Here is a 15,323-nt window from a genome sequence, read left to right on the forward strand (position 1 = left end):
TTCTCGTTACAAGAAATGCTTTTACTTTATCTCACCCAAGCTTGAATCTGAGCAGATGATCGGTCAATTGTTCTCTCTTTAAGATTTCAATCTGCTTGTCCCCGATTAGGTCGAAATGTGGATATTCATCACGAAGATGTATGTAAACTGGATTTAAACCATTCGCCAAGCACCATTCCTTCAATCGTTCCAGATCACAGCAGCCCACCTTAGTGATCGTCTTCACTCCTGGAAAGCGAGGCTCTACCCAATAATGCGTTAAGAAGGCAATTTCCCCCTGTAAACATTTGTTTTTCCATTCATTCAGTTCATGTCTGGTTATTCCGAAAGCCATGTCATCAATCTCCTATTCGGTGCAAACGTCGCCCCAGCGACTCTTCAGATCGTAGTATAAAGCTATTGTTCACCGTTAACCTATTAACATAATCAAAATTTAGATATTTTTTAAAAGTAACCTTAAAATGCTACTATTCTATTTATTTTCGTTGATCCCTTCTTGGAACTGTTGCTCCAATAATCTTTATGGAAGTGCAAGAAGCCAGCAAACGCAAAGGTTTGCTGGCTTCTTCGTAAAAATAGTCTTACTTCGTTATTCTTACATTATCAATATATAAGATGCCTGTGTCATTTCCGGCAACACCAAACGCCAATTTGTTAACATCCACCGCAGTCGTATCTTTGAAGCTGAACTGATTAGCCTTTTTCGCACCGCCCACATACACATCGTACTTTTTGGTAGTCGTATTCAGTACGACCTTAACATCGTACCATTTGCCAGTGGTGATCGGCTCTAAAGCAGTAAGCGTCGTCCCGTCGTAGGCTCTCAAGTAACCGTTATTCAGGCCAATATGCACGGCAATTTTGCTTGTGCTGTCCACAATAAGGAAATCTTTCCAACTGGCTTCTTCTGGTAACGGTACCCCCAGTGGCCGTTGTTGTCCAGTTGGTCGGAGCTCCGCCTGCTGCCGATCCATTATCACCTGCAACCGTGCTTGAAATAAGGAATAGATTTATTCATCATCAGTAACAAATTTATTTACTTTATGTTAGTCAAGGTGGACCTCCATCCAACTTCCGTCACTAGGTATCTTCGCTTCCAAATCCTCACCTTGTTATCGTGACACTGGTCACTTTCGAGAGATTTTTCGTAAGCTCTCCACCTATATAAGCTCAAAGTTAGCTTCTTTCACCACTTGAGAGCTCGGTCCAACGTAGACTTTGAAGTCACCTGCTTCGGCTTCATAACGGCGGTTTGCCGTATAGAACTTCAAATCCTCTTCCGTAATGGCAAACCGGACTTCCCGGCTTTCCTCCGGCTTCAAATAGATTTTCTCAAAGCGCTTCAGCTCCTTCACAGGTCGCACGGTGCTTCCATACAGATCTTGAATGTAAAGTTGAACGATTTCTTCGCCAGCATAATTCCCCGTATTGGTCACGATGACGCTTATGTTCAGCTTATCATTTCGAGATAATTGAACTTTGTCCAGTTGGATATCTGAATAGGCGAAGGTTGTATAGCTAAGTCCATATCCGAAGGGATACAGGGGTTCATTTGGCGTATCTAAATATTTAGAAACGAATTTTCGCGCTTTATTTGCCTCGTTAAGAGGCCTTCCCGTGTTGAAGTGATTGTAATACAGAGGTGCCTGACCCACCTTATAAGGGAAGCACATTGTCAGTTTCCCGGACGGGTTATAATCACCGAACAATACATCCGCAATGGCGTTCCCCGCTTGTGAACCCAAGAACCAAGTTTCGACGATAGCATCCACATGACGATCGAACCAATCCAAGACAAGCGGTCTGCCGTTAGTTAGCACCATTATCGTTGGTTTACCCAGGTTCACGATCGCTTCGGCCAGTTGCTGCTGAACATCAGGAAGCGTAATATCCGCGCGGGAAGCCGCTTCCCCGGACATCGCGCTGTTCTCGCCTAGAGCGAGAATAACCACATCAGCCTTCTGAGCTAAAGCAACTGCTCTATCCATACCGCCTTCTATGCTGCTATTTACCCCACACCCTTCAGCGTACAACAAATTCTCCGAATCGATTCCTCTCTCCATAAGACCTTGCAGCAGCGTAACTGTATCATTGCCGTACCTTGAAAATTGCCAAGGTCCAAGCATATCTTTACTGGCCGCAAATGGTCCAATAACAGCAATTTTCTTCTTTCCTATGAGTGGAAGTACACCGTTATTTTTCAAAAGCACAATGGATTTCTGAGCAAGCTCGCGACTCTTTCTCAAGTGATCTGAATGGAAATGATATTCAATTTCTTTTTCCGGTCTAATATAGCGATAAGGATCATCCATGATGCCGATTTTAAATTTATACGTTAAAATACGCCGAACCGCCGCATCCAATTGCACTTCCTTCACGACACCTTCCTCGACAAGCCGGGGAAGTCGATCGTAGTACAGTCTCGTCACCATTTCAATGTCCATCGTAGCGTCAATGGCCATTCTAGCAGCCGCCTCGGCATCCTTGGCAGCGCCATGAATTTGGATTTCGTCGATCGAGCCATAGTCGGAGATCAGCATGCCGTCAAAACCAAGTTCATCCCTCAATATATCTTTCAGTAGATAAGAACTACCAGCCACTGGAACTCCTTGATAAATGTTGAATGCGTTCATCACCGATCCAGCACCTGCCTCAAGCCCTGCTTGAAAAGGAGGCAAATATACGTTGCGTAAGGTGCCTTCAGAAATATCTACCGTATTGTAATCTCTACCGCTCTCGGCTGCCCCATATGCAATGAAATGCTTCAAACAAGCAATCAATGTCTCTTCGCTGAACAAGCTGTCACCCTGAAATCCTTCTACCTGAGCCTTGGCAATGAGCGAGCCTAGATAAGGGTCTTCGCCCGCTCCTTCTACCACACGTCCCCAGCGGGGATCCCGGGTAACATCCACCATCGGGCCATGATTATAGGTAATTCCGGAAGCGGTCGCTTCTTTGGCCGCAATGGCACATGCTTGTTTGATCGCTTCTAGATCCCAACTACAGGACCATCCGAGAGGAACCGGAAATATAGTCTGATGCCCGTGAATAATATCAGCGTTAAAGAGCAGTGGAATCTTGTGCGGTGATTGTTCAACAGCAGTTTTCTGCAGCGCAAACACACGGCTGCTGTCAAAAGCACCCAGAATCGAGCCAACCTTTCCCTCCGCCACCAATTGCTCGGGAGGCGCAGAAGCTACATATGCGCCGAACGAGAAGTTGGAAGCGATGCATTGACTCATTTGACCGAGTTTATCTTGAACACTCATTCTTCCAAGTAAGCTTTCGATTTCCCCTTGAATTTCTTCATCCGTTCGCGGTGCAATATGATCTTTCCGAAAAGGCGCAACGATTGCTATCAATTCTTCCGTAAAAGAGGTTCCCTTTCCTCTTTCACCTTGAACTTCCATCTCCCCCACGAATGGCAGCTTCAACTTTCCCGTAAACGTATCTTCTGCAAATTGCAGATCTATGAGGATCGGTTCCGGAGAATATTTGGTCTGTCCCACCGCTATCAGACGATCTCCTTCAGCCTTGATTTCAACGATTCCAATTGACACCCAATAAGGTTCCGTACTCATAGCGAGTGTAATACCATCATTTTCTTCCACGTTAAAAACGATTTTCAATTTTAATTGATTCGTGATTACCTTGCAGTTCCATATGCCAATCATTTCGTTGTCCCCCTAGAATCCATTCAAATCTCAAACCCCTTCGCTTTGCATGGGCGTTTTCAGTGAATCCGATTCCTTATTTATAGAAAGCTTGAACCATATCAGAATTCCGATGGAAAGTAAGCCTATCAGTAACATTAGTCCATACAAGTGCTGGTACGACGCTAGTATTTCTGTTTTTTTGTGCGTTTCGAGCAAGACCCCGCATACCGCTACAGAGATTGAACCGCCGCAAAACTGAATGAGCTGCATTAGTCCCATTCCCGAGCCGATGTGGGCCTTCATCAAAATTCGCGACGTTTCATTGTTCAGCGATGCGAGCGTAGCCGAAAATGCAGGCGAAAAACAAATGTAACCTATGAGTATTACAATTGGAGAAGCACCTAGCACAGTGCAAAATAGAAGCAATACGAAAACCATTACGGTGTGTCCGATGAACAAGAAGAGTAAATTGCCGTATCGATCGATCCATCGGCCGAAGTAGCGTGTCAAGAAGGCAGACAGTATGGCCCCTGGAGCTATCGTCACTCCGATTTTCATAGCCGAAAGGTTGAATACTTTCGCAAGTACCAGTGGCATCAGAAACAAGTTGCCGAGATTTAACATTAAAATACAAAATCCTATGACAATGAGTTTGCGATAAGCTTTACTCCTAAATAGATCAGGATTAATGAAAGTTTCTTTCCCTCTACTCATATGCCAGGTATGAAGTACGATCGAAAGACAAAAGACCGCTAGCCAAATCACGGAAACCTGTGTCACCGTTAACAGCAAAGTAACCGCATTGACGACGGTTAAGGATGCACCGGGAATATCGAAGTGGAACCGTAAGGCGTTCTCCCTTGGAAGTAAGCTCAACAAAGCAGGAAGAATAACCAAAACAAGGCACGTTACCGCGAATAGTCCGTTCCAACCGAAGTATGCATTGACTAGTCCCCCGATTATCGGACCTAGTCCGAATGCCATCGCACTCCCTGCTGAAATCATAGCGATCGCCGACCCGCGTCTTTCTTTCGGAATGTAACGGCTAACCAGTACCAGACCAAGACCTGCCATTGTACCCGAGCCCATGGATTGAATAATTCGTGCCATCAAGAGCGTGTAAAAATCATTCGCGAAAAAGCCCAGTAAGGATGAAAGGCCGAGCACCAAAAGGCCAACCGTTAGCAGCTTTCTCATTGGCACAACGTCAGTTAGCCTGCTGTAAATAATGGTCGATAAAGCATAACCCAAGGAATAGCTCGAGATGACCCAAGATCCTTGATCAGCGCTAATATGTAGATCGTGAATAATACTTGGGATTGAAACATTAAACATCGTTGTGTTCATAACAACGATAAACAAACCAATCGTCCAGACTGGCAACACCATTTTTTCGTTGATCTACTTTCACATCCTTTGTTCTATTTTCTTATCAAAGTCAGTGAAAGGGTTGCTCAAATAGTCATTTCTCTCATTTATACGATCTCTTGTGCCGCAGATGCTTCGCTGAACATGCCATGAATCTGATCTACCACTTCTTGCGAGTAACCATATGATTGCAGGGAACTCAGTATAATACGGATTGGCATGCCAAGTACGATAGGATACAGCGGGTTATCCTCATTTATTTTCATTTGGGACATTTGAGACATTACGAACTGGACTTTATCCGCATAGCGGCCGTCTTTCAACCATTCTTGTAGCGAGTGCTGCAGTGTTAACGGTTCTCTCAAATCTCCGGAAGATGTGAATGTAGTAGTCCCAAATAGACGGATATCACGGGAAGAAGCGCCGACGAGAATTTGGAATTCGCCGGATTCAACGGCAAACTTGCCAAGATGCTCAATGTAATGCGAGAAAGCGCGTTCATTCACTTCGATCTGTACGGACTTCGTTTCACCAGGAATAAGTTCGACTTTTGCAAAACCCTTCAGTTCCTTATCCGCTTTCAATACAGAGGATTTCACATCACGCACATATACTTGCACGACTTCTTTACCTGTACACTCACCGACGTTCTTCACATCTACTGTAACCTTCAGTACATCGCCGTCCTTTAAGCTGTTGCTGGAAAGACGCAGATTTGAGTACTCGAACTCGGTATAAGAAAGGCCGTAACCGAACGCATATTTCACATCCAGCTTCTTCGTATCGTAGTAACGGTACCCGACAAAGATGCCTTCCGCGTATTTCACTTGCTTAATATTGCCCGGGAATGACAGGTATGACGGGTTATGCTCTAATGCCAACGGGAACGTCTCCGTTAGTTTTCCTGACGGGTTAACCTCTCCGAATAAAACGTTTGCAATGGCCGAACCTCCAGCTTGTCCTGGCAACCAAGCCTGCACAATGGCCTTTACCTGTGACTCATACGTACCGATATCTATCGCTGAACCGCTATTTACAACGATGATCACGTTTGGATTGACTTTGGACACCGCATCAATCAGCCGCGTATGGTTGCGGGGTATGTTCAAGTCTTCACGGTCATATCCTTCACTCTCGATTTTTTCCGTTGTTCCGACGAAAATGATTACCGCATCCTGACCCGCTGCCAGCTCGCAAGCCTTCTTCAACAGCTCATCGTTATCCGTCTCATCGTAGCCTGCACCGTAAACGGTGTGAGCGAATTTGGAAATTTCCTGAAGAGGAATGTCCAGTAGGGCCGGGTTCATATGAGAGCTGCCGCCGCCTTGGAATCGAGGCGCTTCTGCGAACTTTCCTAATACCGCTATTTTGGCTTTCTTGACAAGAGGAAGAATGAAATCCTCGTTCTTAAGAAGCACAATCGCTTCTTCTGCCACTCTACGGGCAATTGCATGATGATGGTCCACATCAATCGATTGGACTTCCCTCTTATGCGCAAGCACCAGATGAATGACCTTCAGAATTCGGCGGACATGATCATCAAGCTGCTCAGCAGTAATCTGCTTGTTTCGATAAGCTTCCACTACTTCCGCATTACGGTGGCCCGGACCAGGCATTTCCAAATCAAGACCGTATTGAACGGACGCCACCTTGTCTACAGCAGCTCCCCAGTCAGACATGACCAAACCTTCAAAGCCCCATTCTTGCTTCAGAAGACCGTTCAAATACTTATCGTTGTTCGCCATGTGTATACCATTTACTTTGTTATAGGAGCACATTATCGTCCACGGCTTAGCCTCATTAATTACCATTTCAAATGGAAGCATATAAAGCTCTCTTAAGGTCCGCTCGTCCACTTCAGAGCTGACAACCATTCGATTCGTTTCTTGTTCATTGGCCGCGAAATGTTTAATTGACGTCCCAACGCCACCCTCTTGTACACCTTTCACAAAGGAAGCCCCGATTTTACCCGTTAAAAAAGGATCCTCCGAGAAATACTCGAAGTTGCGCCCGCCAAGCGGAGAACGCTTGCCATTCATACCAGGTCCAAGAATAATTCCAACGTCGTAATATTGGCACTCCTCTGCAATCACTACACCCAACTCATGAATCAATGGCTCATTCCACGTAGCCGCCATCGCAGCCTCGATCGGAAAAGCCGTCGCAGGCTGCGTTTTCGAAAGCATCTCACCTGGCTCACTGGCCGTCGTGAGTCTCACACCGTGTGGCCCGTCGGTCAGTTTTATAGAGGGAATATTCAACCGCTCAATCGCTTGTGTACGCCAAGGCGAGGCGCCGGCCAGCAAGCTGATTTTCTCTTCAACCGTCATTTTACCTATCAGTTCTTCTATGTTCATCTGTTTCTCCTCGAAGAATTTATTTAAAGTATACAGATATCTCTAGCTTATATGCCTAATCGAACATACTGCTCCGGCGGAGCTTCATTTGCTTCCATAAGCTGCTTGAGCATTCGGATCATGTTTGTTTCGATGTGCTGATCTTGGATAGGATGCTTCTGAAACGGATCCTCGGCAACATCAAATAGCAATGTACCCAATGAGTGGAAATGGCTATACCCGGCTGCCTTGATCTTCAACGTTTGTATCCCCTTCGTAAAAGAGAACGGCTTTTGTAAACTGATCTCCTGCAGTTCCTTCAAGGAGAACCTGCTGCGCATATGAGTCGGCATCAGCGTGTAGTTGTATAACGGCGTATTATCCTTAGAAACCGGAGCACGCATATAGACGTAGCGGCCATCCGTCACATTCACATGTGCGCCGTGCAATCCGTAAAGAGCGGCCTCTCGTACCGCAAGGTCACTGGCTATCGTTTCCTTAAGAACCTTTCCCTGCATATCCACGGGAACGTCCAGTCCAAAAAATTCCAGCAAAGTTGGAGCTAAGTCGATAGTCTGCACCAAGCTGTTCCTGCGTTCATTGCATTTTCCGCTTCGAGGGTCCCATATGAAAAGTGGCATATGGGCAATTTCATTGTAGAATGGCATGATCGTTTTGGCCCACCAGTCATGTTCCCCAAGCAAATACCCATGGTCGGTATTTACAATAAGCATTGTGTCCTTCCAAAGGTCCAATTCGTCCATGGTATCCAGCACTTTGCCGAGATAATGGTCGCACATGCTGACTAGGGCTGCATATTCAAACCGAACATGTTCGATTTCTTCCTTCGTTTCGTTTACTGGACCGTAAGGCGGCCAATCAAAATGTTTTCCGTCATACTCATGCGGATATAAGTCACGATATTTTTGCGGTGCATAGAAAGGCTCGTGCGGGTCAAATGTTTCGATCTGAACGAACCATCGGTCCTCCCTATGATTCGTCCGTATAAATTCCAAGCCCTTCTCCATCGTTTGCGCTTGCGGAAAATCCTGCTCTTCCCGCACATATTTACGATTCACCCAATCTTGCCGGATCAATGGGTTCATTTGCTTCATGGCGGCCATCTCCGGGATCTGCGGATCGGCAACCTCACCTTTCCATGGATCGCCTTCCTGCCCGCGAATCAGTTCATACGAGCTGTATCGGGTGTGGTAGGTGCCTCCGCCATCTTCCCAGTAATGCTGGTGATCGGTCACCAAATGCGAGTAAACACCATTCTTCTTGAGCAACTCTGGCATGGAGTCATCAAATGGTTCTACCGGGCCCCAACTGCGGTGAAGAAAGTTGTATCGTCCCGTATGAATCTCCCGCCGCGCAGGCATACAAGGCATACTTCCCACATAGGCTTGGTCAAAAACAACCGTTTTCTCAGCTAACCTTGCAAAATTCGGTGCATGAACCCAATCGCTTCCGTAAGGAGGAAGCATATGTCTGTTTAACGTATCAAACATAAGCATAATAGCCTTCATTGTAGATCCTCTCCTTCAAAAATTTTGTCCGAATGTATCTGGAGCATATTTAATGGCAGACGAATAGAAACGACCGTACCGCGGCTTTCGAATGAATCCACGTGCACCCCGTATTGACTTCCATACTGCAAAACAATCCTCGCGTGTACGTTCGCAATACCTAATGACTGTTGTTTCCCATACCCAAGTTGCGCGTTTTCTGAGAGCTGTTTAAGCATATTCTTGATTTCCACTAGACGGTCAGGACGAATGCCCGGCCCGTTATCCGCTACTTCAATCACTAGATCAGTTAGATCGTTAAATGCATTGACAATAATGCTCCCTTTGCCTTCTTTAGGCTCTATTGCATATTTCACCGCGTTCTCAACAAGTGGTTGGATAATCAATTTAGGGATCAAGCATTCCATAAATTGATCATTTAAGCTGAATTGACTACGAAATGTTCCAGGGAATCGAACATGAATAATCGATAAATAATGCTTCAACTGCGTTAACTCGTCTTCCAACTTCACCATCGAATCCGTATCTTTAGCGGTATATCTGTAAAAGTCCGCCAAGCTGCGGGCCATATTAACAATTTCCGGCATATCCTCCAAATAAGCCATACTTTTGATTATGTCGAGCGAGTTGTACAAAAAATGCGGATTAATTTGGGTTTGCAATGCTTTGACCAACGCTTCCTTTTCCCTAAGCTGAAGACTGACTTCCTTGTACTTCAGAGTACTGACGGTTTCGATCAGTTCTTGAATTTGATCAATCATCATATTGAAGCTTCGATTTAAATACTGAAATTCGTCGTGACCAGACACATGGACTGCACGGACGTTCAGGTCTCCTCGCTCCACATTGCTCATGACTTTACTAAGATGAAGAATTGGCCTAACAAAGATCGATGACAAGAATGGTACGGCCAACACAATCCCCAAGGCTATTATCAGAAATGCAGCTATCATGGCATTCGGGGTATTCTTTGTCGCTGATGCCATCTCGGCATAGGGGACCGTCGAAACGAAGCTCCACCCCGTCGTTTCCGATTTCGTAACGGCTACCAGGGTTTTCCGACCTTCCCACTCTTGAATCGAAGCACTTTCGTTAACCGAAAGATTCAGCTTCCCCAATTCCGTCAACTTGCGATCTACGCCCAGCCAGCTGTATTCCGGATAATAAACAATCGAATCCTCTTCGGATATGATAAAGAATCGGCCTTTTGGAGCGAGCGCTGCCTTTTCGAATGTGCGGTTGATTTCATCCAAATAAAAATCGATGACCAACTTCCCTAGAAAATCCATGTTTTCAATGCTATAGATAGGCAGCTCTAAAGACAGCACGCGTACGTCGCCGGTGATGTATTTCACAGTATGCGTGGGGATCACCACGGTTTTCTCCTGAAAGCCGTCATAGCTCCAAGGCTCATCGTTAAAAACATCTTCCGAAGTTAAGGACAAGTTCGACATCGCCAACGTTCGACCATCTGGGGTGAGCAGAAACATGCCTGCAATTTCCGGATAGTTGAGAGCCACAGATCTTCTCAGGACGTTTTGAACGTCTACTTTTTCCTGCGAGGAATGGGATTGGCCTCGTTTCATCCACTGTTGAATGAGCTCGTCTTTCGCCACAGATGACGTCGACTTTCCCAACTGGTAAATGTAAAAATCGATATGATGATTCAGCCGGAGTGTAGCCTCCTGGGAAATTCGATAAAAGTCCCGTTTGATCCCGCTGCTGTAGTAAGTGTAAGACAGAAATCCCATCAATAAAATGGTGAATAAGCCTAGGAAAAGAAAGGCAAACGTTAACTTCGCTTTGATCGAGAAACGAAAATGGAAATCAGCAAAAGTTTTTCTCATACGTTTATACACCCATCGATTTTCTGTATTCATTGGGGGATTGCCCCGTGTTCTGTTTGAATACACGATTAAAGTGCGGCAAAGAATTAAAGCCGACTAATTCGGCAATTTCGTAGATCCTTAGATTACCTTCCATTAATAGAAGCTTGGCCTGCTGGATCCGGAGCGCGGTTAAATAGTTGATAAAGGTTTGCCCAGTATACTTTTTAAACAACAGGCTAAATTGGGAAACGCTGATATGAAACCGATTGGTCATTTCCGTAATCGACAATTCTTCAGCGTAATGGGCGTGTAGGAACTCACATGCTTTACGGACAAGCTGGCGCATATCAATGTTGAATATCGTGTTATAATACTGAATCCAGTGTTGCGTCAAAGTATGAAAGTACTGGGTGACCTGCTCCTGCTTAAATTGAGCAATCTCCATACGAGTGAAGGAGGGCTCCATACCTTGAATCAAGTCATTGAATTTTCCGGAGAACGTTTTGAGTACTATCATTTTTTCGCTTTCCTGCAATGTAGAGGTGCCAATAATTTGCTGAACAATATCGGCTTGTTCCTTAAACACAGACTGAGGATCCATATCGGTGATTTTGTCAAAAAATTGCTGAATGCTCAGGAAATACTGTCTCAGATTTATGAATTGTGCTATTCCCTCACACGCGTTCTGCAATGCTTTATTTAGCTCCTCCTCCATCACGGGCTTGAGCAAAAAATCACTGACGTTATAACGCAACGCTTGCCGTGCATATTCGAATTCACTGTACCCCGTTACAATAACTGTAATGATCGGCAATCGTCTCTCGTGTATTTCACGAACCAGCCAGAGGCCGTCCTGAATAGGCATCATGATATCGGTGATAACGATAGAGGGCCACACCGTATAAATCATCTGCAATGCCTCTTCCCCATTTCCCACCTCGGCCACAACTTCGTATTCGCTTCCCATCTGCTCCACCATTTTGGCGATGGCACCACGTATCCAATGCTCATCCTCAACAATCATGACTTGATACATATATGAGCACCACCTATAGTTTTAATGAATCCACTATGCCGTCCCTTGGAGTTCGACATTAATCCTTCATTATATCATGGGGGTCCCAGAATGCATCCGCGCACGAAGTTGGGTTTACCCTTTTACCGACCCCACAAGCATTCCCTTATCAAAATGCTTTTGAAAATACGGATACATGATAAGCATCGGAATCGAGGCCATGACCACGACAGCCATTTGCACCGGAGGTCCATACTCAAATCCTTTGGTTGACGTTTCCAGCGAATTACTCGATTCCAATATTATTTGCCTTAAGAACACCTGCAGGGGTAATTTCTGCGAATCGCTGATAAACAGAACGGCTTGGAAATAAGAGTTCCAATAAAACACTGCGTAAAACATAATGAAGGTAGCGACCGAGGTCATGGATAAAGGCAGAATGACCCGCAAAAACAAGGTCCACTCCCCGCAGCCGTCAATCCGAGCTGCTTCCTCAAGTTCCTTGGGCGTATTCTGAAAAAAACTTCTCATCACGATCAAGTTAAACGGAAGGACAGCATTATTCAAAAATAGCGACCAATAACTATTCAGTAAGCCAAGCTGACTGGTCAGTAAATACATAGGAATAATGCCGCCGCTGAAAATCATTGTAAATAAGACCATTATATTTATCGCTTTTCTGCCCCTGAGCCAAGTCCGGGATAACCCGTAAGCCATTAAAGTAGTAACCGTAATGCTGAGTACAGTCCCTCCCACTGTTATTTGCAGCGCATTCCAATAAGATGTAATAAAGTTATGGTTGCTGAATAAATAGCCGTAGGCGTTTAATGTCCAATCTTTTGGAATTAGGAAAAAACCTCGTGATAACATTTCTTGTTTCGTCGAAAAAGAGCTAAGAAGCACATACAAACAAGGGAATATAACCAACAGCAGAATTAAAGAGAGAAGCAAATAGATGAATATATCAAATAATGAAAATCGTTTCGTGATGGCCTTATTCTTCATCCTAATATACCCCTTCCTCTCCTATTTTCCGGGATGCCTTGTTGGCCAAGTAGACGAGCACTAATCCGACCAATCCTTTGAACAGTCCGACCGCGGTTGTATAGCTGAATTCCCCTTGGTTAATTCCAACCCGAAACACATAAGTGTCAAACACCTCTGAAATATCAATATTCAGCGAATTCTGGAGCAGTAGGATATGTTCAAAACCCGAATCCATCACGTGTCCCAATCGCAATATAAATAAAATGATGATGGTCGCCCTCAGAGCAGGCAAATTAATATGCCAAATTTGTCTGAAGCGGCTAGCGCCGTCAACCCGGGCAGCCTCATACAGTGTTGGATCTACAGAAGCAAGAGCCGCGAGGAAAATGATCGCGCTCCATCCGGCTTCTTTCCAAACCACCTGAAACAAATAAAGTATCCGGAAGTAACTGGGATCGGTCATCAATTCAATACGCTCATAACCCCAAGTAGAAAGAAGAATGTTAATCCCTCCATCTTGAGATGAGAATAACAAGACAGTCATACTGACGATGACTACCCAGCTTAAGAAGTGAGGAACATATAGCAATGTTTGCGCCCATTTTTTATACCAACGGATGCGAACCTCATTCAATAGAAGAGAGAGGATGATCGGAACAGGAAAAAAGAAAAATAAGTTCAAAGCGCTAATCACTAGGGTATTCCTAAAGATCCCCCAAAAATCCGGGTCCTGGAACAGACGAATGAAGTTATCGAATCCTATCCATTGGCTTTGGAGAAAGCCATCGAAAGGGTCATAGTTTTGGAAGGCGATGATAATGCCGCCCATAGGAATATATTTAAAGACTATAAAATATAAGAAGCCCGGCAAAATCATCAAGTAAATTGGGATTCCGCGCTTCCATTCATCCCATCTGCGAGGCGTGCTCTTGCTGTTTGCCCGAATGGATTCCGTTATCGCAGTACTCAACACAGCAACCTCCATTTCTCAATTTGGTAATAAAGCCTGAATGAACAGCTCGATCATTCAGGCTTTTAACGTTTGACAGCCTATTATTTTGTTTTCAGATATTCGTCGTTTATTTCCTTAATAATGGTATCTCCTCCGCCGGTCTTCCATTCAGCAATCGCTTTATCTATGGACTCCATCGGTTCTTGACCAACAATAACCTTAACCATGGTATCCATCCATTTTTTATCTATCGTCGGTCCGACTTTGATGGCTGTATCCGATTCAAGACCAAAACCGTCGTTATTCACTTTAAGTTTCTCATTGTTATCGAAATATGATTTAATCGTTGCCGTCTCTTTAGGATCATTCCATTTATAAACCAGAAACAGCGGGTCGAACCGTTTAAAGAACCAGCCAACTAACAAGAACTGTCTGTCCTTTATAGATGCTTCGAGCTGCTCGTATTTATCGGCCGATACCTTCTTGTAGTGGACACCTTCGATCCCATGCTTCACCAGATCATAACCTTCGTCAGAAAGCATGTAATCCATCAGCTTCAGGATCCGTTGCTGTTTCTTAACATCGATCTTAGAATTGATTACGATTTTGTCCGATGCTGGTGAACCTGGTGTCCCGCGTTTTCCTGTAGGGCCGGTCGGTGGCAGCAATTGGACAAGCTCCGCTTTCGGATCCAACTTCGTTAACGGCGGTAAAGTTTCGATATAAAGCTGCTGCGGATTAACATTGGCAATACCGGACTTTCCGGCCTCCATCTTATTAAGCGAATCACGCGATTTCAGGATCGGAAAATCTTTGTCCAATACTCCCTCTGTATAAGCCTTTTTCATAAATCCGATAAAATCCTTTAACTCCTTACTTTGGGTTTGCATAGGAACCAGCTTGTCTGCTTCCAATTTCCATTTGTTCGCAAGCCCGAAACTGGAAGTCAGGTATCGTGCACTTCCCCAGAACCCGAAATTGCCTCCAGGGCTAATTTCCATCGAAAAGCCCACCGTATCCTGCTTGCCGTTGCCATCTGGGTCGTTTAAAGCAAACGCTTTGGCGACGTTATAAAATTCATCGATCGTCTCCGGCACTTTGAGGCCCAGTTTATCGAGCCAATCTTTGCGAATGGCCAGTGAATCTCTCGTTTCTTGGTTGTAAAATGGTATACCGAAATATTTATCTTTCGGGTTAAAATGTTTCAGCGACTGCTCTGGAATGTACTTTACAATGTTTGGATACTTGTTTAACTCCGGCTTCACATCCATAAAAATATTTTTACTCTGCCACTTTACATACTCTGTGTTCGTCATATAAAAGACATCTGGGAAGTTGTTCGACGCGGCCATGACATTTAGCTTCTCTGGATAGTTGGCAGAAGGAACCCATTCAATCTTAAGATCGATATTCAGCTTTTTGTTCAGTTCCTCAATGATGGGATGATTAGGCGGCCATCCTCCTCCAGCGTAGCTTCGCGTCATGAGATTAATAGTTACTTTTTCACTCAAGTCGTCTGCTGCAGCATTGCCTTTCTCTGACTCCTTCTTTCCTGTCACGGAATCCCCGCTGCAACCCGCAAGCAGTGTAGTCAACATCACAGCGCTTAACGAGAGCGTTATCATTTTTTTCATTCTTCCAAAGCCCCCCT

11 protein-coding genes are annotated in these 15,323 nt (G+C 44.9%); all 11 read right to left on the reverse strand.

Translation table 11 applies throughout. The annotated features are described in order from the left end of the window. Positions 1 to 31: 31 nt before the first annotated feature. Positions 32 to 334: a hypothetical protein gene (locus HQN88_RS16455; RefSeq protein ID WP_173114115.1), complete on the reverse strand. Its 303-nt coding sequence runs from the start codon at positions 332 to 334 to the stop codon at positions 32 to 34. A 247-nt stretch (positions 335 to 581) separates the two neighbouring features. Next, positions 582 to 974 carry a hypothetical protein gene (locus tag HQN88_RS16460; RefSeq protein ID WP_173114118.1) on the reverse strand — a complete coding sequence of 131 codons (393 nt, stop codon included), beginning with the start codon at positions 972 to 974 and terminating at the stop codon, positions 582 to 584. 186 nt (positions 975 to 1,160) lie between these two features. After that, positions 1,161 to 3,674, reverse strand: coding sequence for a glycoside hydrolase family 3 N-terminal domain-containing protein (locus tag HQN88_RS16465; protein WP_173114121.1), 2,514 nt, complete (start codon positions 3,672 to 3,674; stop codon positions 1,161 to 1,163). 30 nt (positions 3,675 to 3,704) lie between these two features. Further along, the gene (locus HQN88_RS16470) at positions 3,705 to 5,045 is read right to left on the reverse strand and encodes an MFS transporter (RefSeq protein WP_216855736.1); all 1,341 of its coding nucleotides are present in this window, start codon (positions 5,043 to 5,045) and stop codon (positions 3,705 to 3,707) included. An 86-nt stretch (positions 5,046 to 5,131) separates the two neighbouring features. Next, positions 5,132 to 7,381 (reverse strand): glycoside hydrolase family 3 C-terminal domain-containing protein, encoded by a 2,250-nt coding sequence (locus tag HQN88_RS16475; RefSeq protein WP_173114124.1) that lies wholly within the window; start codon positions 7,379 to 7,381, stop codon positions 5,132 to 5,134. A 47-nt stretch (positions 7,382 to 7,428) separates the two neighbouring features. Continuing rightward, positions 7,429 to 8,889 carry a sulfatase gene (locus HQN88_RS16480; protein ID WP_173114127.1) on the reverse strand — a complete coding sequence of 487 codons (1,461 nt, stop codon included), beginning with the start codon at positions 8,887 to 8,889 and terminating at the stop codon, positions 7,429 to 7,431. Further along, positions 8,886 to 10,736 (reverse strand): sensor histidine kinase, encoded by a 1,851-nt coding sequence (locus HQN88_RS16485; RefSeq protein ID WP_173114130.1) that lies wholly within the window; start codon positions 10,734 to 10,736, stop codon positions 8,886 to 8,888. Before HQN88_RS16485 ends, HQN88_RS16480 begins: the two co-directional genes overlap by 4 nt. 4 nt (positions 10,737 to 10,740) lie before the next feature. Further along, positions 10,741 to 11,754, reverse strand: coding sequence for a response regulator (locus HQN88_RS16490; protein ID WP_173114133.1), 1,014 nt, complete (start codon positions 11,752 to 11,754; stop codon positions 10,741 to 10,743). 114 nt (positions 11,755 to 11,868) lie between these two features. Continuing rightward, the gene (locus tag HQN88_RS16495; RefSeq protein ID WP_173114136.1) at positions 11,869 to 12,738 is read right to left on the reverse strand and encodes a carbohydrate ABC transporter permease; all 870 of its coding nucleotides are present in this window, start codon (positions 12,736 to 12,738) and stop codon (positions 11,869 to 11,871) included. Between the two features lies 1 nt (position 12,739). Then, complete coding sequence (locus HQN88_RS16500; RefSeq protein WP_173114139.1) at positions 12,740 to 13,690, reverse strand: ABC transporter permease; 951 nt, start codon at positions 13,688 to 13,690, stop codon at positions 12,740 to 12,742. An 83-nt stretch (positions 13,691 to 13,773) separates the two neighbouring features. Next, complete coding sequence (locus HQN88_RS16505) at positions 13,774 to 15,306, reverse strand: extracellular solute-binding protein (RefSeq protein WP_173114142.1); 1,533 nt, start codon at positions 15,304 to 15,306, stop codon at positions 13,774 to 13,776. Positions 15,307 to 15,323: the final 17 nt, after the last annotated feature.

The organism is Paenibacillus qinlingensis, from assembly GCF_013204845.1.
Taxonomy (GTDB): domain Bacteria; phylum Bacillota; class Bacilli; order Paenibacillales; family NBRC-103111; genus Paenibacillus_E; species Paenibacillus_E qinlingensis.

Coding starts and splice junctions, on each gene's coding strand:
- HQN88_RS16455 (WP_173114115.1), bottom strand. CDS start 334: ATGGCTTTCGGAATAACCAGACATGAACTGAATGAATGGAAAAACAAA.
- HQN88_RS16460 (WP_173114118.1), bottom strand. CDS start 974: ATGGATCGGCAGCAGGCGGAGCTCCGACCAACTGGACAACAACGGCCA.
- HQN88_RS16465 (WP_173114121.1), bottom strand. CDS start 3,674: ATGATTGGCATATGGAACTGCAAGGTAATCACGAATCAATTAAAATTG.
- HQN88_RS16470 (WP_216855736.1), bottom strand. CDS start 5,045: ATGGTGTTGCCAGTCTGGACGATTGGTTTGTTTATCGTTGTTATGAAC.
- HQN88_RS16475 (WP_173114124.1), bottom strand. CDS start 7,381: ATGAACATAGAAGAACTGATAGGTAAAATGACGGTTGAAGAGAAAATC.
- HQN88_RS16480 (WP_173114127.1), bottom strand. CDS start 8,889: ATGAAGGCTATTATGCTTATGTTTGATACGTTAAACAGACATATGCTT.
- HQN88_RS16485 (WP_173114130.1), bottom strand. CDS start 10,736: ATGAGAAAAACTTTTGCTGATTTCCATTTTCGTTTCTCGATCAAAGCG.
- HQN88_RS16490 (WP_173114133.1), bottom strand. CDS start 11,754: ATGTATCAAGTCATGATTGTTGAGGATGAGCATTGGATACGTGGTGCC.
- HQN88_RS16495 (WP_173114136.1), bottom strand. CDS start 12,738: ATGAAGAATAAGGCCATCACGAAACGATTTTCATTATTTGATATATTC.
- HQN88_RS16505 (WP_173114142.1), bottom strand. CDS start 15,306: ATGAAAAAAATGATAACGCTCTCGTTAAGCGCTGTGATGTTGACTACA.